This window comes from Candidatus Protochlamydia sp. R18, assembly GCF_000648255.1.
GTDB lineage: Bacteria > Chlamydiota > Chlamydiia > Chlamydiales > Parachlamydiaceae > Protochlamydia > Protochlamydia amoebophila.
This window is the reverse complement of the sequence record NZ_BASL01000621.1, coordinates 20,824-47,001: the sequence shown is the minus strand read 5'-3', so window position 1 is coordinate 47,001 and position 26,178 is coordinate 20,824. Positions and strand designations below refer to the sequence as shown.

Below are 26,178 nucleotides of genomic sequence, written 5' to 3'. Positions count from 1 at the left end.
AGAAAAATCTTCTATTCATCAGCAGCAAACTCCTGAGCAAATTTCCAATATTTCTGAAGCAGATATTAAAAAATTAATGAGTCAAACCAATTTTACCGAAGCAAAGGCAAAAGAAGTTTTAGAGGATCGAGAGTTTTATATTGAATTAGCTATGAAGCAAGGTTTAAATAGACAAGCGGCAGAGGAACAGGTAGATTCTGTCTATTAAAACTCAAAAATTTCAAACTAGTTAAAATTTATTTTTCATCAACTCCTTTTTGGTAATTGAGGCATATTAACAAAAATTTTAAGTTTAAAACTAAACCGTAAAAAAAGTTAACTGCTCGATTGCCAAAGAAAGAAAAAGTAAAACATATTTTTTAAAATTACCTGATAAATCAATATTAGGTAATGCTAAATAGGTAAGTTTATTTCAATAAACTGATCTAATTTGATAAACTAATTGTTCTAATTCCCGCGAAGAAGAGCCATGAAATGTACATAGTGATGAGTGGTTATGGTTTGTCTTCCATAAAAAAGTCGGCAAGTACTTGCTAGGCAAGTGGTTCCTCGAGATAAAAAACCGCCGAGCTTCTTTTTGCAAAACTATCTGAATCCCTAAAAAAAGCCCTCTATTTCATTAATAAATTTAATGTCTATTATAGAAGCCATTCTTTGGAGCCAACATTAACCAATTAGCAAGCAATCTGGTCAGACAAACCACATGGAAAGATTTCGTTGTACTCTTAAGACAAAGGTGTGCAAGACTTGTAAGGAAAACGCTTTCATTTCCTAAAAAGCTTACTAATCCCATTTAGTTAATAAAATATTTTATTTGTGACTACAATAGACAATTGAGAGCCTTATCTATTTAGCACTGCTCATACCTGCTATTTATAAATTAAACAGATCTATCTAATTTTCGTTGGTAATTGGACATTTAAATTTCAATGAATTAAAATTACTGTTCTTCATATGTCTCAATTACCCAGAATGGAGTCAACTAAATATTAGACTCCCTTCGAATTTTGCAAATTTTTAAAAGGTAGAATCAACATGCTTTTCTGCCTCTTCTCTGCTTAAACCTTGCTTCATAGCTAATTCAATATAAAACTCTCGATCCTCTAAAACTTCTTTTGCCTTTGCTTCGGTAAAATTGGTTTGACTCATTAATTTTTTAATATCTGCTTCAGAAATATTGGAAATTTGCTCAGGAGTTTGCTGCTGATGAATAGAAGATTTTTCTGTAGAAAAACTGCTTTTATGATCATTTAAAAAGAAATTATGTTTAAATTCTTCTAGTCCTTTTGTCATAATATCTCCTTTATCTGTAATTTAACGATGCCAGATTAAGATAATCTTAATATCAGCCAACATTATTAATTTATTTAGCAGATTTGTTATGTCTGTACAAATAGCTTATTTAAAAAAAAGTTAAAGCAATAAAAATTTCTCAATTTTTAGAATTAAACTCTTCTACTTTCTCTTCCTGAATTTTTATAGCACTGCCGTAATCCACAGCTTCTAATTTGTTAATATCAGCATTTATTAGCGGTAGCCTCTCTCTTGTATCTGTAGGATAGGGTTTTGCAGGATTGTAAGCCATAAATATAACATCGGGTGTTCCATCTTTCTCTTCCCAACCCTCTGGCTTTTCTTTCGGATCAAATGCAACTTTTGCAACCGGAACAAGCCCGTGTTTAGCATACATCAGAGGTAAAGGAAGATTTGGCATATTAAAACAATCCAAACGTCTTCCTCCATTCTTTAAAGCTTCCGGAATTAGAATATCTGTGACACCTTTAGGCACTTCTGAAACAGTACTTTTAAAGACAGAAACAATATCTCCATCTTTCTTAATGGCAACGCCAAAAGACCCAGCATTAGATAGCAACATTGTCATTTCAGCATACTCTTCAACAGGATAAATATATACAGTTTTACCAGCCTTTGCATTTGTTATTGCTTGATGAAATTCTTCGGCACTTGCTAGTCTAAGTGCATTTGGATTTACAGAAATTGTTTCACTTTCCTGTGTTTTAGCAACAGATTGTTGCTGATCTATTTCTCGATGTAATTTTGTTGACGTTAAATGCCCAAGCACAGAAGCATTATGATTAGCCTGCATAGAAACACTAGTATCACCTATTTCTGTAGATATACTTTGTTGAGAATCCTCAGATGATTTTGAAGTATTTTCTTTTGGTTGTTCAGATGTCATTTCCCTTGATTGCACTAATTCTCCTATTTGAAGAGATGGAGTTGATCCACTAGTCGGTATATTCATACACAGCCTCCTTATTATAAATTTTAATTTAATCTCCTTCTTAATTATTAAACTAATTTATTAATTTTATATTAAAAAATTAAATTATTTGAAATTTTTATTTATTATTAAAATAAAAAATAAAAATACAGGTAGTACTGAATAGGTAAAGCTATTTCAATAAACTTATCTAATTAGATAGATTAATTATTCTAATTCAAGCGGAGAAGAGCAATGAAATGCATGCATTGCGGATCAGATTTGGTAAAGAAAAGAAGATTGATGATCCAAAACAGGAAAAGCAAAATTTTTGCTGTTTAGAGTGTAGCAAAAGTGGAGCGAAAACAATGAAGCTAAAATTATTAACGAACAGTTAAAGGAACTTGTCAGAAAAGCTCTTTTAGAAAGAGTATCTCTTCATGGAATTTGTAGAATTTTTGATGTAAGGATGCCATGGCTGCTCAATTTTATTAATTTCGTTATCAATGATTTGCCTGAGGATTTAAATGCACAAGTCATTTGCCATGAGAAAGAAGAGTTGGAAGTGGCTAAAATTGAAGGAGATGAGCGATGGAGTTTGGTAAGAAATAAGAAAAATGATCCGCAGTTATGGCTTGTCTTCCATAACAAAGTCGGCAAGTGCTTGCTAGGCAAGTGGGTCCCCGAGATAAAATCCGTTGAGCCTCTTTTTGCAAAACGATCTGAATCCCTAAAAAAGCCTTCTATTTCATTAATAAATTTAATGTCTATTATGAAATCATTCCTTGGAGCCAACATCAACCAGTTAGCAAGCTATCTGGTCAGACAAGCGACATGGAAAGATTTAATTGTACTCTCAGACAAAGGTGTGCAAGACTTGTAAAGAAAACACCTTCATTTTCTAAAAAACTAACTAATCCCATTTAGTTAATAAAATATTTTATTTGTGATTACAGACAATTGAGAGCCTTACCTATTTAGCCCTACCTAAATGGGTATAAATTTCTCGGTCTTATAAAGTATATTTTGCTTTTGCTTCAGACAAGCTTCTTTGACTCATCAAAATATTTTAATATTTGTTTTAAAAATTTAAAACTTTATTCTAGGGTTGTTTGCGTTCAATTAAATAAAAGGCTTCTCTATATTTGCAGATTCGGCAATATAAGCTTATTTTTGTAAAATCGCTCGTATCATCTATTTAGAAAATAATGGTGCTCAAATTTTTCTATTCCTCTTATCAATAAATATTTATTTCCTGAATATTTTCTGGCCGACAATTTAATGGCAATATTAAAATTAAACGATTAATTTCTAAAAATTTTCTTCTAAAAAAGTCAAAATAGCAGATTGCGTTTTGATTAAATTAGACTCTTCATGAGCTTGAGAAATAAACCAAGCTTCATGCTGAGAAGGAGGGATATAAATACCTTGATCAAATAGCTTTCTGAAAAAGTTTGCAAAAATAGTTGTGTTCGCTTTCAGTGCATCTTCTAAGTTACGGACTCTATTTTTACAGAAAAACAAAGTAAACATGGATCCGGCTTGTTGAATACAAATTGGCCAATTGTTTTTTTTAATGGTTTCTTTAATAGGGTCTAAAAGTAAATCTGTTTTTCTCTGCAATTCTTCGTAAAATCCCGGTTGCTGAATTAAACGTAAGCTTTGCAAGCCAGCTTCCATTGCTATGGGGTTACCAGAAAGTGTCCCGGCTTGATAAACAGAGCCTAACGGGGCTAGCAGATTCATAATCTCTTCTCGGCCGCCAAAAGCAGCCGCGGGAAATCCGCCTCCTATAATTTTACCAAAACAAGTTAAATCAGGTTCAACAGGGTAAATGTCCTGTGCTCCTTTCAAGGCGACTCTAAATCCAGTCATGACCTCATCAAAAATCAGTAACGCTCCCATTGCTAAAGTTTCTTCCCTCAAGAACTGCATAAATTCTTGAGAAGCTGGAATAACTCCCATATTTCCTGCAATAGGTTCTAAAATAATAGCTGCTATTTTATGTCGATAATCGGAATGATGAAAGATCTGACGGCAAGCTTCAATATCATTATAAGGTAAACATAGTGTTTGTTTAACAATATCAGCAGGAATCCCTGCGGATGAGGCTGAGGGAGAAACTTCTAAAACACCGGATCCCGCCTGAACTAAAAAAAAATCAGCATGTCCATGATAATTACCGTTAAACTTTACAATGAATTCTTTATCGGTATATCCACGCGCTAAGCGAACCGCACTCATGGTTGCTTCAGTTCCCGACGAAACAAATCTAATTTTTTCGACTGAATCAATTAATTTAATGACTTCTTGAGCGAGTTCCCCCTCAATAGACGTGGTAATCCCAAAACTGGTTCCTTTTTTCATTCGTTGCTGCACAGCTTCAAGAATGGATGGATGCGCATGGCCGTGAATTAAAGCTCCCCAAGACCCGCAATAATCAACGTAAGTTTTTCCATCCACATCCACTAAAGTATCACGATAGGCATGATCGATGATCATTGGAATTTGTCCCATATTAGCACAGGCTCGAACTGGAGAATTAACGCCCCCAGGAATGACTCGATTTAAGTTTGAATAAATTTGTTGGCTGATGGGACGGCTAATCATATCACTTACCATAGAATTAAAAAACAAAATCAGGGTTTAATTTATTGTTCAAAGCTTATAAAATCGCAAGAATTATGCATATAAAATTGTAAGCTAGAAGTTTTATCTCATAGACCAAAAACAAATTTCTTCCATTATTTAGAAAATTTAGGGATGCTTAGTTGCTAACTTTTTTTAATTTTTTTAACCTATGTCTTTCGTCTACATTAATGATAATGTTTAAGATCATTATTGTTTTCTACTCATTTTTGAAGGACATTTTTAGCATTATTCGCCCATTCAAACAAAATTGTGATCAGCGAATAAGCAACCTATTTAAAAACTCTTGGAATAAAGAATTAGCTTTTAAAAATAGTAAAAAGACCTTTATTTTAGCAGCGCTATTTTCAAATTTATTTTCATCAATTTTTTGTTACGAAGTTTATTTTGAAGGAATTCAAGATCAAGAAGCTATTTCTTTACTTGAATCAGTTTCACAACTCGTTAAACTCAAAAATTCTCCTCCTGCTACAATAACAGGAATAAGAAGACGGGCGGAATCAGATCTTTCTGACTTAACTTTAGCCATGCAAAGTTTAGCTTATTACGAGGCAAAAGTTTCTTTTCAAGTTGCAGAAGATGGATCTTCTGTCACTATTCAGGTCATACCCGGACCTATTTATCCTTTAGAAGCATTTATTATTCGCTATTTTCAAATGGGAGAAGAGTTAGATTCAGCACTTACCTCTTTCCCGTCATTATGTGAACTAAAAGTAACTTTAGGAGAACGTGCCCTTCCTGAAGTGATTTTAACGGCAGAAGATATATTACTAGATAAGCTTAACCTTCAAGGCTATGCTTTCGCAAAAATCAGAAAAAGAGATGTTTTTGCTGATCTGAAAAAAGATGTTGTCGTTGTCCTATTAGAAGTAGAAATTGGGCCTCTAACTTACTTTGGCCCTATCAAAATTAATGGTTGCGATCGCGTAAAAAAAAGCTTTTTTTATAAGAAATTGCACTGGAATCAAGGAGAACTTTACGACCCTAAAAAATTAGAAAAAACTCAAGAAGCTCTTGAACTTTCTGGATTATTTAGTTCAATTAATATTAGCCCTGCACAAGAACCTGTTCAAGGAAATTTACTTCCACTTGAAATAAATGTTTTAGAAGCAAAACAAAGAAGTATGGGTTTTGGAGTAAATTATACTACCCAATTTGGACCTGGAATTACGGCCGAATGGGAGGATCGCAATATTGCTGGAGAAGGACAAAAAGTAAGCTTTCGAACAGATTTATGGGAAAAATTACAAGATGCTAGAATTTCTTACTTAATTCCTGATTATCGAAGGCAAAATCAAAACTTAGTCTGGCTCTTAGACTATAATCATGAAAGAACAAAAGCTTTTACCGAAAAAGCACTTTCAGTCTCAGCAACTATTGAAAGGAAACTTTCAGATCAACTACGCGTCTCATATGGCTTAATGTATAAACTTTTGCGTAGCGAAAGATCTGAACGTAACGGGACCTTCGATTTATTTAAAATTCCGCTTCAGCTACAATGGGCAAATGTAGATAGTCTATTAGATCCGACAAAAGGAGCTGCCGTCCAACTTAGAATCATTCCATCGGTACAGTTTATTTCTCCTTTTTTTGCCTATTCAATTAATTCATTAACAACTTCTCTCTACCAAGCTCTTACAAAAAATAAAAAGCATGTTTTTGCTGTAAAATTAATGTTTGGAACTATTTTAGGAGCAAGTAAACATGATATCCCTCCTCCAGAACGTTTTTATGCCGGTGCTGAAAATGCTTTAAGAGGTTATCGCTATTTAACTGTCAGTCCAATTGGAAGAGAGCATAAACCCTTAGGTGGACGTTCTTTATTTATTTACTCATTAGAATTACGAAGTAAACTCACGAAAAATTTTGGCCTCGTTACCTTTTACGAAATAGGAAATGTTTTTCAAAATTATTACCCCAATTTCCGAAAAAAATTTTTACAATCGATTGGATTAGGGATTCGCTATTATACACCTATTGGACCTTTGCGTCTGGATTTTGCTGTGCCCATCAACAGAAGAAAACATATCGATAATGCTTTTGAAGTCTATTTTAGTATTGGCCAATCATTTTAATAATAAACACGTTGAATATTATGAAACTATTAAAATCTCTTGTTAAAGTCTTTTTAACATTGCTTACAACTTTAATATTTATTTGGATAGTCTTAATCGCCTTATTTTCTACACGACAAGGGCAAAAATGGGTGGTAGAGAAAGGTCTTGCTTATCTTGAAAAGCAAACTGAGACAACCATTCAAACAGAAATATTTGAATATACATTCCCCTTTCATTTACACGTTGAAGGCCTTTCAATCTCCCGTCAAGCACAACCTATTTTAACTATAGAAAAATTCAACATTGCTTGTGAATATTGGCAACTGTTAAAAGGCAAGTTTGTGATTTCCTTTTTAAAGGCCGAAAATATTCTTCTACAAAATTTATTAGATATTTACGAATCGCCTAAAAACGAAAATAGTTCGTCTGAAGTCAACTTTAAAACCTTTCCTTTTCCATTATATGTAAAAGTTGGAAATATTGATTTACGTAACATTTCAATAGCACCTACTGTTTTTAAACAACTCAATCTTTCAGCTAACATTATTGAACAAGCTGGTGATCTTAAATTCTCTATCAAAGGTACGTTAAAAAATAATCCCTTTAAGAATTTATTTTCTACTCACGCTATTCTCGAAATCGCTAACAATAATTATTTACCCCTTCCACTAGTAGTCAACCTTGATATTGATAATAATCATCTAACATCTAATTTTAATTACGATCATTTTACTTATCCTCTCCAGCTGTCCAACGAAGTCATTCCTATAGACATAAAAATCAATTTTATGGCTTCCCTCAATGATTGGCAAAAAACCATTCAAAATCCCAAACAGCAAGGAAATAAAATTAATGGCTCTTATCAAATCATCGCTTTACTACCTGAAACAGATTCGTTTTATAAAAATTTATTAGGAAAAGAGCTACAATTAGAAGGGAAGTTTTCTTTCAAGAAAAATCACCTTTTGTTGCTATCAGAAATCCAATTGAATAGCCAAACTTTCATTTTTAATGGACAAGCGGCGATAGATAAAAATTTTTATATTAGAGAAAGCCTTTTCAACGGAACTATCTTAGATTTAGAAAAATTCTCTTTTTTATCTAATAAGAACATTAAAGGATTGCTAACTTTTGAAGGAAGCATTTTAGGCTCAAGAAATAAACCTCAAATTATTTTTGAAGGGTCGAGCCCAGAGGTGAAATTAGAAAATTATTCCTTTAAAAATGTTCACATATCTTCAAAAACCCATTTAGAAAATCGACATATGAGGGGAAGGATTGGGCTCGAATTTGAACATCTTAATCAAAATTGTAACTTAAATTCCAATTTTTCTATTGATGATCAATTACTTACTCTTTCTGACTTGAGTGTCAAAGCTTTAGATTCATTCGCAGAAGGAGATTTAACACTAAATTTACTGAATTTGATCACAGAAGGGCATCTTGATATTCATTTTACAAATTTAGAAAATTTCTCTAATTTTTTTAACTTGCCGTCTATGAAGGGAAATGGTCTGGCTCAGATTAAACTTAAACCAGCCCTCAATATTAATGATAATAAACAACAAGCGATCGATGCAAAGCTTAATGGATATCAATTAGATATGAATGATCATCAAATTGATGAATTAAGCTACCAAGCAAAATTTTATCCTTCTCCTCAAAAACAAAATTTTTATGTTCTTCAATCGGAAATTGAAGCTAAGAACTTACAATCTACTGATTACTCAATATCAAATATTTCTGTAAATACTACTCAAAACATCAATTTGGATACTTATTCTGTTTTTGATCTATCCACTCAAATACATTTAGATAAAATCTCATCTGTGAGAGGCGAAGCACAATCTGGCCAAATTTATTTTTTCTTAAAAGATCCATTCACAACTCCTCAAGGAGAGGTAAACGTTTCTTTAGAACACATTCAAACAGAAGCAACTACGTTTAATCATTTAAATGCAATAACTACTTTAAATTCATTTGAAAAAAAGAATCCTTTTCAAATATATGTGCAAGGGAACAGTCAAGTCGAGTGGAATGCTGAAGCAAACGGCTTTTGGTCATTTCAAAACGGATTAAACTGTGCTTTAGAAAAACTTGAAGGAATCTACGGTACCCAACCTTTAAAACTTCAAAATCCTTTATGGATTTCATACCAAAAAGGGAATATTTCTTTACCAGATTTAAATCTTTCTTTTGGTAAGGCGGAGATCAAGGCTCAATTTCAAAAGATTAATAAAGAAATTATTTTCGACTTCCGAACAAATGATATTTCCACCACACTTATTAAATATTTTTATCCCGATTTACCTATTACAGGAAAAGCCTCCTTCGAAGGACATTTAGGTGGAACAATTGATCAACCCGAAGGAAGTCTGCTTATTTATTTAAGAAATATGCAAATTACCGAAGAAATTTTTGCCCAAAATCCTTTAGTGCAAGGAAATATACAATTGGATCTTAATGGTTCGGGAATCAATTTAAAAAGCACTTTAAATGGAATTGGGAGTTCTCCTGTTCACGCACAAGGAACATTGCCTATTGCTTTTAGTTTATCTCCGATCTCTATGATAATACAAAAAGATAACCCCTTTTCTGTAACTCTCGAAGCCCGAGGAGAAATTGGTCCTTATATGCACTTATTTTATAATGACACAAGTAATTTGACAGGGCAGGTGAAAATTGCCATTAATCTAAGTGGACAAATAGATAACCCTCAAATCAAAGGCTCAATTAAACTTACCGACGGTGCCTATGAGATTTTAAAATCTGGAAGTATTTATCACAATATACAAGCAATTTTAGAAGGTGATGGTTCCGTTGTTGTTATCAAACATTTTTCTGCAGAAAATAGTAAACATGGTTCTATTACTGCTAAGGGGAAAATTAGTTTGGATAAAAAGCAGCATTTCCCCTTCGATATTAAACTAGAGCCTAAACAAATTGCAATTATGGAATCCGATTATGCTGATATAGAGGCTAGCGGATCCTTGCAACTTGTAGGAAATCTAAAGAAGTCTAAACTTCGAGGTGATTTAACAGTAGATAATGCTGTGATACATATGGAAGAAGCTTTACCTAAACAAATTAAGTCTGTAGCAGTCATCTTTATTAATCAAAATCCTGATCATAAGTCTAAACGCTCTTCAGAAGTTTCTAATTCTTCTCCCTTAGCATTTGATATTAAACTCCAAATCCCTGGCAATGTCTCTATTGAAGGAAACAATCTTTCATCCGAATGGAAGGGTGCTATTACAATTACAGGAACAGCAAATAACCCCCTTTTGAAGGGGGATTTAAGCGTCATCAATGGTCAATATGATTTCAACGGAAAAACCTTTAATCTTTCGCAAGGAAATATCCATTTCGCAGGATCTCCTGGAAAAAAAACGAGTATTTATGTCGTCGCAAGCAAAGAAATTGATCGAATTCGTGCAGATATCATCGTCAAAGGAGCTGCAGATAAATTAGTCGTTAGTTTTCGATCAAATCCTCCTCTTTCACAACGAGAAGTTCTTTCTTACATTCTCTTCAATAGAGGAATTGCCGACATTACTCCTGATCAAGGGGATCAATTAAGTCAATCTTTCATATCTTTAAATGCTAGCGAACAAAATTCAAGTAGTGATGATTTTTTAACCAAAATTCGAAATAATATTGGGATTGATCGTTTAGATATTTCTGCCAACGATAATAATAACAAAGACCTTTCTCTTCAAATTGGAAAATACATTACAGAAGGGGTTTTTGTTTCTATTAACAAAAGTATTAGTGATATAGGGAATCGGCTAGCAATTGAAGCTAATGTTCATAAAAATTTAAAAGCTCAAGCTGAAGTAGAGCTTGGAACTGCCAACCAAGGTAAAATCTCATTAAAATGGAAAAATGATTATTAACTTCTAAGTTGGAAAGTTCGGTTCTCTTCTTAAAACTCCAAAGCCTTTTTATTTTTTGAAAAAATAAAACTTCTCATCATCATTATTCATCCAAATAAAAAAAGTGGTCTATTGACAAAAAGCAATTAGCTTTCTATTCTACTGCAACTGCATCACCATTATTTTTAACCAATCTTTTGATGCAATCGCGAAACCAGTCGGAAGCGCGAATCGGTTGTTAAACCCGAAATCAGTTTAATCAAATAAAAGATTGGCTGTACTCTAAACTTACAGGAGTTGTTTATGGCAATAAAAGCCGAACCGGATTTTCTAAATATCAACCTATTACGACCAATTTTACAAACTTCAGCAGTGACTGCAATAAATGCAATTTCAGGAAAACTTAATCACTATTCAGTTTCTTTTCCACACTTAACTTTAGTGGCTTCTTTGGCTTCTCTAGTTAGCGCTGTTACGAAGAAATTGTTTAACAATGTTATTTCTACTTATATTGCAACAGCATTAGGAATCACGATAAGCTTTGTTGCCCAACATTTAATCACTAAACAAACAGTAAACTCAAGGGCTGTTTTAATGGTGGCTGCTCCGTTAATTTTGACAGAAATATTTTTTGATATTCTCCATTTTACTAGTAAGGATTAGAAATTCTGTTTTAACTTAATGAAATTTTCTGTGCCTTCTGCTTCTAGAGTAGAGGGCTTTTCAATTCTTCTTTTACGGCTAATAATAATGGTTAAATCTAGTCAAATAGGGACCTTATCTTGACTCTAATTTTGTCATTTCCTAATATCCGGTTTTATATTATTTTTACAGAATTCAATCCCTTTTACACTTCATTTAAGAAAGCTCTATTTTTAAACAACGTTTCTTTGAAAATTTGATAAATATTTCTGATCTAAAAATTTGGAAAAAAATGGCAAAACGAATCAATTCAAATCTATCTAGCCACATCTTTGATCCCCTAACTATTTTTTCTTTTTATCATTTTTATCGCGTATTTTAATGAATTCTATTTTCTTCAATATTTTATCTTCGTTTGGAGATTATATTCTTCTGATTACTAACGTGATAATGGTTTCTTTACGGCGACCTCCGACTTGGATTCTTATCAGAGATCAGCTTTTTGATATTGGGGTCATGTCACTTCCCGTTGTTGCAATTACAGGTTTTTCGACAGGAATGGTTCTTGCTGCTCAATCTTTTTTTCAACTTTCCGACAAAGGCTTAGCAAGCGCAACGGGATTAATGGTGGCTAAGGCTATGTTAGTTGAACTGGGACCTGTTTTAACTGCTTTCATGGTTACTGGAAGAGTAGGAGCTGCTATGTGTGCAGAATTAGGAACCATGAGGGTCACAGAGCAAATAGATGCAATGCGCACCATGTCTGTTAATCCACTTGGGTATCTAGTCGCGCCTCGTTTTCTTGCGGGAATGATAATGATGCCATTACTAACAGTGTTTAGCGCTATTATGGGGATTTTTGGAGGATATCTTATTGCTGTTTATTTTTATAAAATGCCAGCAAGCTCTTTTATTGATCCTTTACCTCTTCATATCAACACGTTTGATTTTATTAGTGGCATGGTTAAAGCCTTTGTATTTGGGATTATCATTGTAACGATTTCTTGTTATAAAGGTATGAAAACCCGAGGTGGAGCTGCAGGAGTGGGACGTTCAACAACCAATAGCGTTGTCATTTGCTATTCTGTCATTCTCATTATAAACTTCATCTTAACTCTTGGCCTAAATTCTTCCTTTAACTTCATTAATGAGTTTTTGACGAAATGGTTTTAAGAGATAATACCAAACGTTAACTTTGCTTAAACATATAGTGATGCACCAATCATGATTCGGGTTCAGAAAATTTGGAAAAGTTATGGCAAATTGCAAGTCCTAAAAGGCCTTGATTTGATTGTGAATGAGGGAGAAACCCTTGTTATTTTAGGTCGATCCGGCGTTGGAAAAAGTGTTCTACTTAAACAAATTATCGGTCTTGAAACCCCTGATGAAGGATTTGTAGAAATAGAAGGCGAAAAAGTAACAAATTTAAATACTCGTGCTCATCAAACGAAAATCAAACCGATGGGGATGCTTTTTCAAGGAGCCGCTCTATTTGATTCAATGAATGTCGGTGAAAATACAGCCTTCTATTTAAGACAGCATCCTGAATCTGCTTATTCTGAGTTTGAAATTCTCGAACGCGTTGCAGAATCTTTAAAAATGGTCGGTTTAGAAGGTACTCAAAAAAAAATGCCTTCTGAACTTTCAGGAGGAATGCGTAAAAGAGCGGCTCTTGCTCGCTTAATTGTTTATCGACCTCAAATTATTTTATATGATGAGCCTACAACAGGCCTGGATCCCATCACCTCTATGCAGATTAGCGAACTTATTAATCAAACAAAAGCAGAGCTCAATGCAACAAGTATTGTTGTTACCCATGATATTCGTTCAGCGTTGGAAATCGGAGATCGTCTTGCTTTCCACAATGATGGAAAAATTGCTCAAATAGCTCCAAAAAATGATTTTTTAAAAATCGATGATCCGCTCCTTAATGATTTTTTCAATAATGCGTTCATTGATAAAAAAATTTTTTATAAGCCAAAACAGTCGGGAGATTCATAATTACTATGGCAGCATCGGTAAAAAATATTCTAATAGGAATCTTCGTTCTTCTCGCTCTTGCCATTATTGTCTTCCTACTTCTTTTTCTTCATCCTTCTGTCGGAGATAATGCAAAAACATTACGAGTTCGCTTTACCAATATTGATAAAGTCAATGTTGGCTCGCGTGTTACATTTGCCGGTAAACCTGTCGGAGAAGTTGTTTCAATTGAAGAAATACCTGATGCAAGAATCGGTCGAATCAACCATCAAGGTGACGTTTATATCTATCAACTAACTTTGAAAGTGGATTCTAGCGTGAGTGTCTATAATTCAGATGAAATTTCTATTCGCACTTCCGGTTTATTGGGTGAAAAAAATATTGAAATCGACCCTCAGCCTCTTAAATCAGGTGGGACACTCATTGATGTCGAAAACCAAATTCTTTATGCTTCTCCTTCTGGATCTGTTGAAGAAACATTAAAACAATTTGATCAAATTTCCACGCAACTCAAGGTCGTACTGGAAGACTTCCATGACACTTTTGCAATTTTGAAAAATGAAAAAGTCATTGAAGGAATTGCTCAAACGATAAAAAATATAGGGGAAATTACCCAGGTTGTAAATCAACCAGAAAAATTAAGCCGTATACTTACTAACTTTGTTAATTTATCGGAACAAACCCACCAATCGTGGAAGACGTTAGATGCAGCCTGTCAAAATTTTTATCAACTCAGTGAGAAAGCTAATATTTCCTGGGTGTCTGTTGAAAATACTTTAAAAGAATTCAATTTAGCTTCAGTCAATTTGCAAAAAATGACGAATCAAACGCAACTTTTGGTTGCAAATATGGCGCAAGGAAAAGGAACATTAGGTAAGCTATTCGTAGCAGATGATTTATATTTACGAGTTAAATCTATTTTAAATAAAGGTGAGAACATTTTTAGCGATATTAAGCAGTATGGAATTCTATTTCAACACAACAAACGGTGGCAACGTCTTCAAGCGCAACGAATGAAATTATTACATAAATTATCTGATTCAAACCAATTTGCTAATTATTTCAATGACGAAATCAATCAAATTTCATCTTCTCTTTCTAGTATTTCTATGGTATTAAACGAAGCAGAGTGTTATCCCTATTCCTTATTGAATACCCCGGAATTCACCTGCCGGTTTGCGGACCTTATTAAGCGTGTGGGGGAAATGGAAAACGCATTAAAGATGTATAATGAACAAGTCATCGACCAAGAGTAGATTTTAAGGAGTTAATCGGATGGAAAACATGCCTTATTCTCAAATCCAGAAAGGAACTTTTTTAATTGCCACTCCTGATATTGATTCAGGTTTTTTCTTTCGTGGTGTCATTTTAATTTGTGAGCATAATGCCAACGGATCTTTTGGCTTATTGATTAATAAGAGCTTAGACTTAGAACTCCCTGAAGAAATTGTAAATTCTGAACACTTAATCAATCCTTATATCAGTATTCGATCGGGAGGACCGGTTCAAACTAACCAAATGATGCTTCTTCATACCTCTAGTCAAATTCAGCAACAAACCTTGATGATTACGGAAGGTGTTTATCTTGGAGGAGACTTACAATTTTTACAAGATGCAATTACAGATCAAAATGGACCTCATATTCACTTATGTTTTGGTTATTCAGGCTGGGGAGCAGGTCAGTTAGAAAGAGAATTCTTGGATGGGCACTGGTTTTTACATCCAGCAGAATTAAGGCATGTTTTTTATATTTCACCTGATAAACTATGGCAACATCTTTTACGTGAAATGGGAGGCAAATATGCTACCCTATCGATGATTCCTGAGGATTTATCTTTAAATTAAAATTTGAAGAAATAAATCAATCTACCAAAATTTTTCCTAATCTCTAAAATATAGCGATTAAGATTTCATCTAAGAGAGTTTTCTCGTTTTAGACTGCCAACGATAACTTTTAAATCGTCAAAAATTATTAAAAGAAAAGAATTTTAAAGTTTTTTAGTAAACTTTTGAAAAAAATCTAGTTTGATTAAATGTTTTACTCAACAATAGGTAAAGATCAAGCATAAATTTGCTTTGTGCTTGATCTTGGAATTTAGCAAGAAAATATTAACGTTTAGAGAATTGGAATCGTTTACGAGCTCCAGCACGGCCATATTTTTTGCGTTCTTTCTTACGTGAATCTCGTGTCAAATAACCATGGCTTTTGAACTCATGACGTAAATTTTCATCATTTTCAACTAGAGCTCTAGCTAATCCTAAACGAATAGCTATAGCTTGAGCTTCAACACCACCGCCTTTTACACGAATAACCATATCATAACGATTATTACCGCCGAGATTTTCGAGAGGGGCAAATACGGTTCTTCTTTGAATTTCTAGTGGGAAATACTCTTCAAGCGATCTTCCATTAATATCAATTTTGCCATTTCCACTTCTAAGTCTAACGGACGCAACAGCTGTTTTTCGTCGTCCAGTTGCTACTGTTTCTTCTAACATAATCCTCTTACTTCTTCTTAAATGTTAACGTGGATTGGTTGTTGAGCAGCTAAATCATGCTCTTTTCCGGCAAATACACGCAATTTTTTAATTTGTTGTCTTGCCAAGCGCGTCTTAGGCATCATTCCTTTAACGGCATGCTCAATGATATATTCAGGCTTACGAGCTTTCATTGTACGGTAAGGGATTTCTCTCAAACCGCTCATAGAACCTGTATAATAATGATAAATTTTTTGAGCTTCTTTAGAACCCGTGACTTCTACTTTATCAGCGTTGACCACAATAACACCATCTCCACAATCCATATAAGTTGTGTAAGTAGGTTTATGCTTTCCACGAAGAATTTTTGCAATCTCAGATGTCAAGCGACCTAAAGTCTTTCCGGTTGCATCTAAAACAAACCACTTAAGTTTTATTTCATTTTTATTCGGAGTAAACGTCTTTTGCATGTTTTCGAACCTTATGCATAATTTTCACTCTTTTGCAAAAAAGAGCTCAGGTTAACGGGTAAGTCGTAAACCTGATTATTTAAATAATATAAGTCGTAATCATACTTATTTACACCTATTTTGCCAAGCATTTTTTAATTTTATCTCTTGTAATCGAAGTTTTAATTTCCTGTTAAAAAAACAGATTCACTCCGAAATAAAACTAGGGAGGTTTATTTTATTTGGCATACAATATATAGGGCATCAAAAAAAATAAATACCACTTCAAACAACTCAAGTAAACTTTATTAAATCAAAAAAATGTTTTCAAAATTTTCCTAATTAAGGAGTTAAATTTTCTCGTTTAAAAACGATATTAAAATAAACACAATTACAAAGATGTTTTCGGGTTGAAATAAAGATCTTTTATCATTAAAATTCTTTCTCTTGCGAATTTTTTTGGCTGGCTTTTTTGAAATAGCGGGGTTGGCTCGATTCAAAAGCCTTTAAATGTTCAGCTTTAATCTTTTAACCAACACATAATTATGCGATCATTAAAAAAGTTTTTTGTCAAAACTTACGGCTGTCAAATGAATGAACTCGATTCAGAAATTATGATTGGCCAATTAGAAAATCGAGGGCTGACTCGTAGTCATGATGAAAATGACGCCGATCTTTTGATTTTTAACACTTGCTCTATCCGAGATCTCGCAGAAAGAAAAGTTATGGGCAAATTAGGAAAATTAGGATTAACTAAACAAAGTCAAGCAATTATTGGCGTAACCGGGTGTATGGCTAATGCTAAAAAAGACTCCCTATTCCAAAAACTTCCTCATATTGACTTTGTTCTTGGTACTAACAATATCCATGATTTAAACCATGTACTTGATGAAGTTTTAGCTTCAGGTAAACAATCTATTCGAACAGATGATCATTTTGAATTCGAACTCGATTACTTGAATGCAAAAAGAGAAGATCAAATTAAAGCTTACGTTTCGATTATCCGTGGATGTGATAAATTTTGTACTTATTGCGTTGTTCCGTATACAAGAGGTTCAGAGGTTTCTCGAGCTCCTGAAAATATTTTAGAAGAGTGTCGTCACCTTGTCAATCAAGGCTATAAAGAAATAACTTTACTTGGACAAAATGTCAATAGCTACGGAAAAGACAAACTTGAATGGAAATGCCTTTTTCATGATTTGCTTTATCAATTAGATAAAATTCCAGGATTAGAAAGAGTCAGATTTATGACAAGCCACCCTGTTGATATTTCAAAAGAGCTCATGGAAGCTATTCGAGATCTTAAAACGCTATGCGAATTTGTTCACTTTCCATTACAAGCTGGTGCTAATCGCGTCCTAAAAAAAATGCATCGCATTTATACTGTTGAACAATATTTAGAAAAAGTTCAAATGCTTAAAGAAATTGTTCCCAATGTTGCACTTGGAACGGATATTATTGTTGGCTTCCCAACCGAAACGGAAGAAGAATTTCAAGAAACTTACCGTTTACTCAAAGAAATTGAATACTCCGTTGCTTTCTTGTTTTCATATAGTCCAAGGAAAGGAACTCCAGCCATGCGATGGCGTGATGATGTCCCTGAAGAAGTCAAGCAAGACCGTTTGCAAAGGCTTTTACAACTCCAAGATACTATTTATATGAAACATAGACAAGCGTTTTTAGGGCAAACAGTAGAAGTTCTTGTAGAAAGACGAAACTTTAAAGATGATCGCCTTGTCAAAGGTCGCACGCGTTGCTGGAAAAACGTTTTGTTTACAGGTGGAGATGAGTTGATTGGGACAATGCAGCAAGTTAAAATTCATGGCTATAGCCATCAAACTTTGTTAGGTGATTTACAGTAACTGATTGATTTAAAAAAGTGGGTGATATAAATAACCCACTTTTTTAAATTAGCTTTAATGGTTATTCATTTTCGATTTCAATTGTTCCGCAACCAATTCTAGCTCCAGAAGCACCACTTGGTTGAGTTTTAAAATCATCTTCATCAGCATGAATCATAATCGAGCGACCAATAATTGAATTTTTACCATCTAGTTCGATAAACTTATCTACTCTTTCATAATGAGCATGTCCATGGCTATCAGCTTCTAAATTACCAAAATCTCCCACATGCCTTTCCAGACTATCAGGACCGCCATGTTTTTGATTCATGGGATTAAAATGAGCACCAGCTGCTTCACCATTTTTTCCACAATCGCCAAATTCATGGATGTGAAAACCATGTTTACCTGGCGTTAATCCCACTACATCTGCAATAATTTTGACTCCTCCACTAACTTTTGTAAATGTCACTGTCCCTCTGACTTTGTTATCATTAACTCCATGTACAACAGCTTTAGCTTTTTTAATTTGACGAATCTGAATTACACCAGCATCTGCCACTTCGTTATTCTTATTGTTATTTTGTCGTGTATGAGCATGAGAATCTTTACATGCGCAACTTGCGGCTGTTATGACAAGTAAAGCTGCTGCAAAAAACTTTGAAAATCCTAAAGCATGATGAAATGATTGTTTAGACATATACACCTTTCCTTGGTAAAAACTTTTTAATACATGTATGGATAAGTATTGAAGTTTATCCCTTAAGCAAAACCAATTTTAAATAAACATTTGATTCTTCAAAATCTCATTTTTATCAGCTTTATGCATAAACTTTAGAGGATTTCTAAAGCAAATAAAAAATTAACCTACTCTCAATAGTTTTTTTAGAAGCTAATGACAAAGACTTATAAATTCTTTTTCGTTGAGAACTGGAATTCCTAATGTTCGGGCTTTGTCAAGCTTAGATCCAGGCTCGGCTCCTGCAACCACATAATTGGTTTTTCTGCTAACTGAATCTGAAACTTTTCCCCCTCGTTCTTTAATCAAACTAGCAGCACTTTGTCTTGTATAATGTTCTAAACTCCCCGTAAGTACAAAAATTTTTCCTTGAAAAGCATGGCTCGTAAAAATTTGAACTGTTTTAGATTGGGGACAAACACCTAATTCTAATAATCGATAAACTTCTTGCCGATGCTTTGGATTTTGAAAATGTTCAACCACAGCCTGTGCAACTTTTTCGCCTACCCCCTCTATTTTGATAAGATCTTCTTCGTTTAATTGCATAAGCGTTTCAATAGTCCCAGCTCTTGCCGCTAATAATTCGGCCGTCCCTATTCCTATATATTTAATTTCAAGGGCCATAATAAAACGTTCCAAAGAGACATGTTTAGACTCTTCAATACTTCTCATTAAATTTTGAATGGCTTTAGTTTTAAAATTCGTCAACTGCGAAATTTGCCCTTCAGTTAAAGCAAATATATCAGATGGAAGATGAATAAATCCTTTTTGAAATAACTGAATGACGATTTTTTCTCCCATATGTTTAATATCCATAGCTTGCTTTCCCACAAAATAGATCAATTTTCTAATTTGTTGTTCAGTACAAGAAACTTCATTGGGACATCGAACGGCTACTTCTCCTATGATATTAATGACTTGCGTTCCGCAAGAAGGACAGTAAAGAGGCATTTGCCAAGGTTGGGAATGTAAAGGGCGTTGAGATAATTCGACATTCACAACTTTGGGAATGACATCTCCTCCCTTTTCAATAGTGACTAAATCTCCAATTCGAATATCTTTTCGTTGCACTTCTTCTTGATTATATAAGGAGGCTCGCGCAATCGTACTTCCTGACAAAAAGATAGGCTCTAATTCTGCAACTGGAGTCAAAACACCCGTTCTTCCAATTTGAACAGTGATGTCAATAATTCTGGTTTTTGCTTGTTCAGCAGCAAATTTATATGCAATAGCCCAACGAGGGCTTTTGCCTGTGACACCTAATCTTTTTTGATCTTTAAAATCATTTAATTTGATAACAATCCCATCGATATCATAGGGAAGAGTAGTTCGCAAAGATCGAATTTCTTCAGCAAATTTCCATATCTGTTCAATATTTTGACAATATGCGTGATGTTCTAATGCCGGAAGACCAATAGATCGAAAAAATGAAGGAACTTCAGCTTGCTTTTTGATAGAGGCAGAAGAATCTTCAGCAAGACCATAGAAAACAACAGCTAGCCTTCGTTCCGCAACCATTTTTGGATCCAAGAGTTTTAAAGACCCTGCTGCAGCGTTGCGTGGATTAGCCCAGAGCACTTCTCCATCTTGTAACTTTTGTTCGTTTAATTGCAGAAATACTTGTCGTGGCATGAAAACTTCCCCCCTAATTTCTAAGAAATCAGGAAGATTTTCTCCACTAAGTTGAAGAGGAAGATTTTTAATCATTCGCATATTAGTAGTGATGTCATCTCCTCTTTTTCCATTTCCTCTTGTAATTCCGCGCTTAAAAATCCCTTGTTCATAAATAGCAGTAATTGCAATCCCATCCATTTTTAACTCTACAGAAAATTCTACTTGTCGTTTTCCGACGAGTTTTTGAAGGCGTTTAATAAAATCCTCAATTTCTTCCTTAGAATACGTATTTGCTAAAGACAACATAGGAGTACGATGTGCAACTGTCTTAAAACCACTTGTTAAACTTTCATTAACGCGTTGGGAGGGAGAAAATTCCGTGATCCATTCAGGATGCGATCGCTCGATTTCTTCCAACTTTTTTAAAAGAGCATCGAATTCTTCATCAGAAATAATGGGTTGATGTTCAATGTAATAAAGTTTGTTATGATGCCAAATTTCATGACAAAGTTTTTCATAATCTTTTTGCGTGATCATTGAGACATAACCTAAATTTTAATTTTATTATGTTATTTAATATTTCGAATCGAGAAGTTGAGTTTTTCGCTTCAAATTTGCATGTGAATCGATATTGAGTAAATAAAAATATACAGAGAAATAAAATTTGCCTGTTAGAAACTATCACTTGTCAACAATGTAAAATGATTTTGTTTTTCTAAGTTCATACATATGAATTTTGAGTCTCTGAGCAGGTTTTCAAAAAAAATTTAAAACGTTTAGGTTGCCAAGCGACTAAGAGAGTTTGAAGATTAGGGTAGCAAGAGGGGCTAAGATGAGACGTAACCCTATTACAGACCTAGCTTCATTTCGAATAATTTCTGGGTTCAAATTATGTTTTCCAGAGCCTCCAAATTTTTCTGCATCTGAATTAAAAATTTCTTCAATGTGCTCAAACTGACTTAAGTTTAAAACATAATCAGAGTGATAAAGAGGCGTAAAATTATGGACACAAAGAAGGTGTTCTGTACCCCCTTTACGGACATAACTAATCACGCTATTGTGCATATCTGCAAAATCTACCCATTCAAAAGATTCATGACTAAAGTCTTTTTGCCATAGAGCTGGCTGTTTTAAATAAAAATGATTAATTTCTTGAACAAATTTGTGAATTCCAGCATGGGTAGGAAATTGCAATAAAAACCATTCCAGTCCCGATTTACAATTCCATTCATTCCATTGTCCAATTTCTGCACCCATGAACAGCAGTTTTTTACCTGGTTGACAAATCATATAGCTAATCAATAAACGTAAGTTAGCAAATTGTTGCCACATATCCCCAGGCATTTTACTCAATAAGCTTTTTTTACCATGAACGACTTCATCGTGTGAAAAAACAGAAATAAATTTTTCAGAAAATGCATAAACTAATCCAAAAGTTAGATCATGATGATGGTAGTTTCTAAATAACATATCTTTGGAAAAATAGCGCAGTGTATCATTCATCCATCCCATATTCCATTTCAAGTCAAATCCCAATCCTCCTTTTTCTACGGAATGCGTAACTCCTGTAAATGATGTAGATTCTTCCGCAATCATCAATGAACCTGGACATTTAGAATGCACAATAGAATTCAAATGTTTTAAAAATTCGATCGCTTGTAAATTTTCTTTCCCTCCAACATCGTTGGGAATCCATTCATTTTCCTCTCTACCATAATCTAAATATAGCATGGAAGCAACAGCATCGACTCGAAGGCCATCAACATGCATGATTTCTAACCAATACAAGGCATTAGCAATTAAAAAATTGGAGACTTCATGTCGACCAAAATTGAATATATTTGTATGCCAATGAGGATGATAGCCTTGACGAGGATCTGCATGTTCATAAAGAGCAGAACCATCAAAACGTGCTAATGAAAATGCATCTGTTGGAAAATGTCCGGGAACCCAATCTAAAATAAGACTTATCTGGTGTTGATGAAGATAATTCACAAAATATTGAAAATCTTCAGGGTGCCCAAAGCGACTAGATGGGGCATAAAAACCAGAAACTTGATATCCCCAAGACTCATCTAAAGGATGTTCTTGAATAGGAAGAAGTTCTATATGAGTAAATCCCATATCTAAACAATAGGCAGTCAATTCATGGGCAAGTTCTCGATAATTTAAAAATTCTGAATTCGAATCCTTTTTTTTCCATGACCCCAAATGAACTTCATAGATATTCATGGGTAAAGAAGTCCAATTTTTCGTCTTTCTTTGTTCCATCCACGCTTGGTCTTGCCATTGAAAACGCTCAATATTAGCAATTTTAGAGGCCGTTGCTGGACGCAGTTCACTTGACAACGCATAAGGATCGGATTTAAGAATTCTTTCCCCTTGTTGAGTATGAATTTCAAACTTATATTTTTCTCCCTCCTGCAAACCAGGTACAAATAATTCCCAAACACCCGAATATCCCATGATACGCATAGGATTGACTTTTCCATCCCAATGATTAAAATCAGCCATTAAGGAAACACTTTTCGCATTAGGAGCCCAAACAGCAAATTTTACTCCTTGAGTACCCTGATGCGTGGTTAATCTTCCGCCCATTTGGTGATAAAGTTCATAATGAACACCCTTTCCAAATAGATATTGATCGACTTCTCCAAATGTGGGTAGAAATGCATAAGGATCAAAATGAAGTTTTCCATTTTGATGAAATATTTTATAATCTATGGCTGTTGTATGACTAGGAACAATACATTCAAAAATTCCCATTTCATGTATACGCCTAGCTTCAACAATATTTCCGAATAATTCTAGAAAGATTTGTTGCGCATTGGGTCTCCAAAGCCGAATAACTTTAGATCCTTCGAAAAAAGAATGAAGACCCAAAAAAGCATGAGGTTGGTGATGAACAACATGAACAATACGATAAATATGTTCATTAAATTGAGAGTCAAATTCAGTCTGTTGCATAGTCATCATAGTCTACCTTATTGGAATCAGCAATTGGACTGGATCATAGTCAATTATTTAAAATTGTCAAAGATGTAATAACAATTTTTTTCAAAATTAAAACATTCACCAGACGTTATCCATACAATTTCCTTCTGACCTTGTTTTTTAATGCGACATTTTTTTACATGACGAAAATGTAAATGTAAATCTTGTTGTTGAGCAGAATAAAAAGAAGCTTGCCTAATGACTTTTTTAGTCCATTCCATGTTTAAAAGTCCCTGTTCCGCTAATTTTATAGATAACAATCTACCACAATGAAATTCAGGGGGTAAAACAGGCAACAAATAAATATGATTAAACTCTTGCTGAATAAAATGGCGTTGCATCAAATGCATTCCCTTCTTCAAAAGCGCTAAGGGAGAACAAACAGGACTTATTGTTTGATCAATAATCCCTTGAAAAAATTCGTCTTCCCAAAAAGGGACTAAAATTCCTTGAAAAGTCGCTTGAAAAATTTGTTTCCAAATGGGAACTGCTTGATCGGATTGATTCTGACTAATAATCTCTTCAATTTTTCGGAAATGGCATCCCATTTTCTCTAAAGGATTATTGATTCCTAAAGTAGTGGGGATCCATTGTCCTAAACTATACCAAATGGGAAAGATTTCAATTAAGTCCAACCGACGTTTGATTAAATCCCAATCTTGCCTTTTATGATTCCCTAGAGAAAGTCTTTCTAAAGAGGGATGTTCTAATCTTTGCATCATCTCGATTAAATAAATCGATTTCCCTTTCAACACATATTGTTCTTCATTTTGATTTTTAAAAATGATTCCTTGTTCAGAGGAACGATCTAACATCAGTGATATGCCAGTGGAAGTTGATGTAATAATATAGCGAATCGGTCCAAAAGCTGTTTTTCCCCAAACAAGAATTTTACCTTTTTCTAAATCTGTTTGAATAGTAAAGTCTTCAACAGGACCCTTTAAAAAAATATGATATTCATTAACAAGTTGAGGGGTAGGTAAATCCCAACGAAACAAACGAATCAAACAAGGAAATACTTGAACAGCAAAAGAGGACATAGGAATTAAACATAAAGTCCCACTTTGGTGACTAAAAGGGCGCAACCGTTCTGCAATCTTAATCATTATTTATTAACTTAAGTTGAGTTTTTACTAAAGATGTTACCTACCTACTAAGGTTGGTATAATTTGAAAGGATTTGGACATGGCTTTCCAATTAGCCCTGCAGGTGTATTAGCTACGAGCTCTACTTCAACAATCTTATTGGATTGAATGCCTTCACCCTGAATCCATACACTTAAGAAATTCTCTGTGTGCCCGTGAATTTCGCCAGGCCTTGCTTCATCTATGCTTTCCGTTAAAATCTTCATGCGTCGATTGAGATAACCTTCTCGCAACTTGTAAGCAGTTTGCTCTGCAACACGTAAAATTTCCTGTTTGCGCACCCGTATCATTTCAGGTGAAACTTTGTTTGGCATCAGATTCGAGCGTGTGCGAGGTCGATCACTGTAAGGAAACATATGCACTTTAGCAAATTTAACATACCTCATAACTTCTATCGTATCTTGAAAGTCTAAATCTGTCTCTCCTGGAAAACCCACGATAATATCAGTCGTAAAAGTAAAATCTGAGTGAGCCGCTTTTAATTTATCAACAGTATCTAAAAAAATTTGCCTTGTATATTTGCGATTCATACGTTTTAAAATGACATTCGATCCTGATTGCAAAACGATGTGCATCGAATGACACGTATGCTTCCCATTTAGAATGGCGTCACTTAACTCATCGTCTACCTCGTCAGGGTCTATTGAAGATAAGCGAAGGCGCTCTAAGCCTGGCAATTGATCCACCATTCGAACAAGTTCGGATAGCCTAACAGGATTTTCCCCTTTAGCAACTTTGCCATCAAAATCACCAATGTTAATTCCTGTTAAAACAATTTCTTTATATCCATTCGAAATCAATGCTTTTGCTTCTTCAAGAATTTCTTCTACACTTCTTGAACGAGAACGCCCTCTTACATAAGGAATAATACAATAAGTACAAAAAGAATTACAGCCATCTTGCACTTTAATAAAAGCCCTTGTATGCGAATCAAATTGAGTGATTGAAAATTCAGGGAGATTTTCTTTAGGAAATAAACGAGCCAGCAACTGTTCTTTTTCCCGATTGGGAATGACATGAGTGACCCCATCTATTTTCTGAATGGCTTCTGGTTGCCTTTCAGCAAAACATCCGGTCACTAACAGTTGCGTTTCTTGGTTCTCTCTTGCTAATTGCCTAATAGCATGTCGACTACTACTATCTGCAGATTCCGTAACCGTGCATGTATTGACAATACAGATGTCAGCTTTTTCACCTTCTTTAGCCTCCTGATATCCCATCCTCAGCAATTGATTTTGATAGGCTTGTGACTCATACTGATTTGTTCGACAACCTAAAGTTATAATTCTAAATTTATTAGTTTCGTTTTCCATGCATTTACTTTATGTATTTTCAGATGTAATTCGCTTAAAAATATATCAAATTGAGAAAATAAACTCACGTTAGTTAGCTAACTTGAATGAAAGAATTTTTTTTCTTTTAAAAAAATTTTAAATGAAAAAGAGGCTAGACTAGCCTCCTATAAAATAAATTACCCATTTAGCTAAAATC

18 protein-coding genes and 3 pseudogenes are annotated in these 26,178 nt (G+C 34.2%); 11 read left to right on the top strand and 10 right to left on the bottom strand.

The window, feature by feature from the left end:
• Together TY19_RS02240 and TY19_RS12585 are read left to right on the top strand one after the other, a co-directional pair.
• Positions 1 to 208, top strand: a pseudogene (locus tag TY19_RS02240) (hypothetical protein); the annotation flags it as partial.
• A gap of 265 nt (positions 209 to 473) precedes the next feature.
• A pseudogene (locus TY19_RS12585) lies at positions 474 to 797 on the top strand (IS1 family transposase); the annotation flags it as partial.
• A 220-nt stretch (positions 798 to 1,017) separates the two neighbouring features.
• Here the strand turns inward: TY19_RS12585 and TY19_RS02235 are convergent.
• Together TY19_RS02235 and TY19_RS11505 are read right to left on the bottom strand one after the other, a co-directional pair.
• The gene (locus TY19_RS02235) at positions 1,018 to 1,293 is read right to left on the bottom strand and encodes a hypothetical protein (RefSeq protein ID WP_042279733.1); all 276 of its coding nucleotides are present in this window, start codon (positions 1,291 to 1,293) and stop codon (positions 1,018 to 1,020) included.
• A gap of 139 nt (positions 1,294 to 1,432) precedes the next feature.
• The gene (locus tag TY19_RS11505) at positions 1,433 to 2,266 is read right to left on the bottom strand and encodes a hypothetical protein (RefSeq protein WP_052354729.1); all 834 of its coding nucleotides are present in this window, start codon (positions 2,264 to 2,266) and stop codon (positions 1,433 to 1,435) included.
• Positions 2,267 to 2,479: 213 nt separating this feature from the next.
• Here TY19_RS11505 and TY19_RS12580 point away from each other — a divergent pair.
• Positions 2,480 to 3,151: pseudogene (locus TY19_RS12580) on the top strand (IS1 family transposase).
• A gap of 384 nt (positions 3,152 to 3,535) precedes the next feature.
• Here the strand turns inward: TY19_RS12580 and hemL are convergent.
• Positions 3,536 to 4,834, bottom strand: a complete 1,299-nt coding sequence (gene hemL / locus TY19_RS02220) for a glutamate-1-semialdehyde 2,1-aminomutase (protein ID WP_042279730.1) — start codon at positions 4,832 to 4,834, stop codon at positions 3,536 to 3,538.
• 215 nt (positions 4,835 to 5,049) lie between these two features.
• Between hemL and TY19_RS02215 the strand changes: the two genes are divergently transcribed.
• The 7 genes from TY19_RS02215 to TY19_RS02185 all read left to right on the top strand — a co-directional run bounded on the left by TY19_RS02215 (position 5,050) and on the right by TY19_RS02185 (position 15,272).
• Entirely contained in the window at positions 5,050 to 6,948 is a 1,899-nt protein-coding gene (locus TY19_RS02215; protein ID WP_052354728.1) for an autotransporter assembly complex protein TamA, read from the top strand.
• 20 nt (positions 6,949 to 6,968) lie between these two features.
• A complete protein-coding gene (locus tag TY19_RS02210; RefSeq protein ID WP_042279728.1) occupies positions 6,969 to 10,826 on the top strand; it encodes a translocation/assembly module TamB domain-containing protein in 3,858 nt (1,285 codons plus the stop codon).
• 282 nt (positions 10,827 to 11,108) lie between these two features.
• On the top strand, positions 11,109 to 11,468 hold the full coding sequence (locus TY19_RS02205; RefSeq protein WP_042279726.1) for a hypothetical protein: 360 nt from the start codon (positions 11,109 to 11,111) through the stop codon (positions 11,466 to 11,468).
• Between the two features lie 360 nt (positions 11,469 to 11,828).
• Positions 11,829 to 12,620, top strand: a complete 792-nt coding sequence (locus TY19_RS02200; RefSeq protein ID WP_039358789.1) for an MlaE family ABC transporter permease — start codon at positions 11,829 to 11,831, stop codon at positions 12,618 to 12,620.
• Positions 12,621 to 12,671: 51 nt separating this feature from the next.
• On the top strand, positions 12,672 to 13,448 hold the full coding sequence (locus tag TY19_RS02195) for an ABC transporter ATP-binding protein (protein WP_042279724.1): 777 nt from the start codon (positions 12,672 to 12,674) through the stop codon (positions 13,446 to 13,448).
• A 5-nt stretch (positions 13,449 to 13,453) separates the two neighbouring features.
• The gene (locus TY19_RS02190; RefSeq protein WP_042279721.1) at positions 13,454 to 14,683 is read left to right on the top strand and encodes an MlaD family protein; all 1,230 of its coding nucleotides are present in this window, start codon (positions 13,454 to 13,456) and stop codon (positions 14,681 to 14,683) included.
• A gap of 19 nt (positions 14,684 to 14,702) precedes the next feature.
• Positions 14,703 to 15,272, top strand: a complete 570-nt coding sequence (locus tag TY19_RS02185) for a YqgE/AlgH family protein (protein WP_011176300.1) — start codon at positions 14,703 to 14,705, stop codon at positions 15,270 to 15,272.
• Positions 15,273 to 15,536: 264 nt separating this feature from the next.
• Here TY19_RS02185 and rpsI read toward each other — a convergent pair whose 3' ends face one another.
• Together rpsI and rplM are read right to left on the bottom strand one after the other, a co-directional pair.
• A complete protein-coding gene (gene rpsI / locus TY19_RS02180; RefSeq protein WP_011176301.1) occupies positions 15,537 to 15,926 on the bottom strand; it encodes a 30S ribosomal protein S9 in 390 nt (129 codons plus the stop codon).
• 17 nt (positions 15,927 to 15,943) lie between these two features.
• The gene (gene rplM / locus TY19_RS02175; protein WP_011176302.1) at positions 15,944 to 16,375 is read right to left on the bottom strand and encodes a 50S ribosomal protein L13; all 432 of its coding nucleotides are present in this window, start codon (positions 16,373 to 16,375) and stop codon (positions 15,944 to 15,946) included.
• 569 nt (positions 16,376 to 16,944) lie between these two features.
• Here rplM and miaB point away from each other — a divergent pair.
• Entirely contained in the window at positions 16,945 to 18,216 is a 1,272-nt protein-coding gene (gene miaB, locus TY19_RS02170) for a tRNA (N6-isopentenyl adenosine(37)-C2)-methylthiotransferase MiaB (RefSeq protein ID WP_255346654.1), read from the top strand.
• Between the two features lie 61 nt (positions 18,217 to 18,277).
• Here miaB and TY19_RS02165 read toward each other — a convergent pair whose 3' ends face one another.
• From TY19_RS02165 to mtaB, 5 genes are all read right to left on the bottom strand, one after another.
• A complete protein-coding gene (locus TY19_RS02165) occupies positions 18,278 to 18,895 on the bottom strand; it encodes a superoxide dismutase family protein (protein WP_042279717.1) in 618 nt (205 codons plus the stop codon).
• 192 nt (positions 18,896 to 19,087) lie between these two features.
• The gene (gene ligA / locus TY19_RS02160; protein WP_042279714.1) at positions 19,088 to 21,085 is read right to left on the bottom strand and encodes an NAD-dependent DNA ligase LigA; all 1,998 of its coding nucleotides are present in this window, start codon (positions 21,083 to 21,085) and stop codon (positions 19,088 to 19,090) included.
• 255 nt (positions 21,086 to 21,340) lie between these two features.
• Positions 21,341 to 23,524 carry a 1,4-alpha-glucan branching protein GlgB gene (glgB, locus tag TY19_RS02155; protein WP_079979191.1) on the bottom strand — a complete coding sequence of 728 codons (2,184 nt, stop codon included), beginning with the start codon at positions 23,522 to 23,524 and terminating at the stop codon, positions 21,341 to 21,343.
• A 44-nt stretch (positions 23,525 to 23,568) separates the two neighbouring features.
• Positions 23,569 to 24,648, bottom strand: a complete 1,080-nt coding sequence (locus TY19_RS02150) for a hypothetical protein (RefSeq protein WP_042279711.1) — start codon at positions 24,646 to 24,648, stop codon at positions 23,569 to 23,571.
• A 47-nt stretch (positions 24,649 to 24,695) separates the two neighbouring features.
• A complete protein-coding gene (gene mtaB, locus TY19_RS02145) occupies positions 24,696 to 26,000 on the bottom strand; it encodes a tRNA (N(6)-L-threonylcarbamoyladenosine(37)-C(2))-methylthiotransferase MtaB (RefSeq protein WP_042279709.1) in 1,305 nt (434 codons plus the stop codon).
• Positions 26,001 to 26,178: the final 178 nt, after the last annotated feature.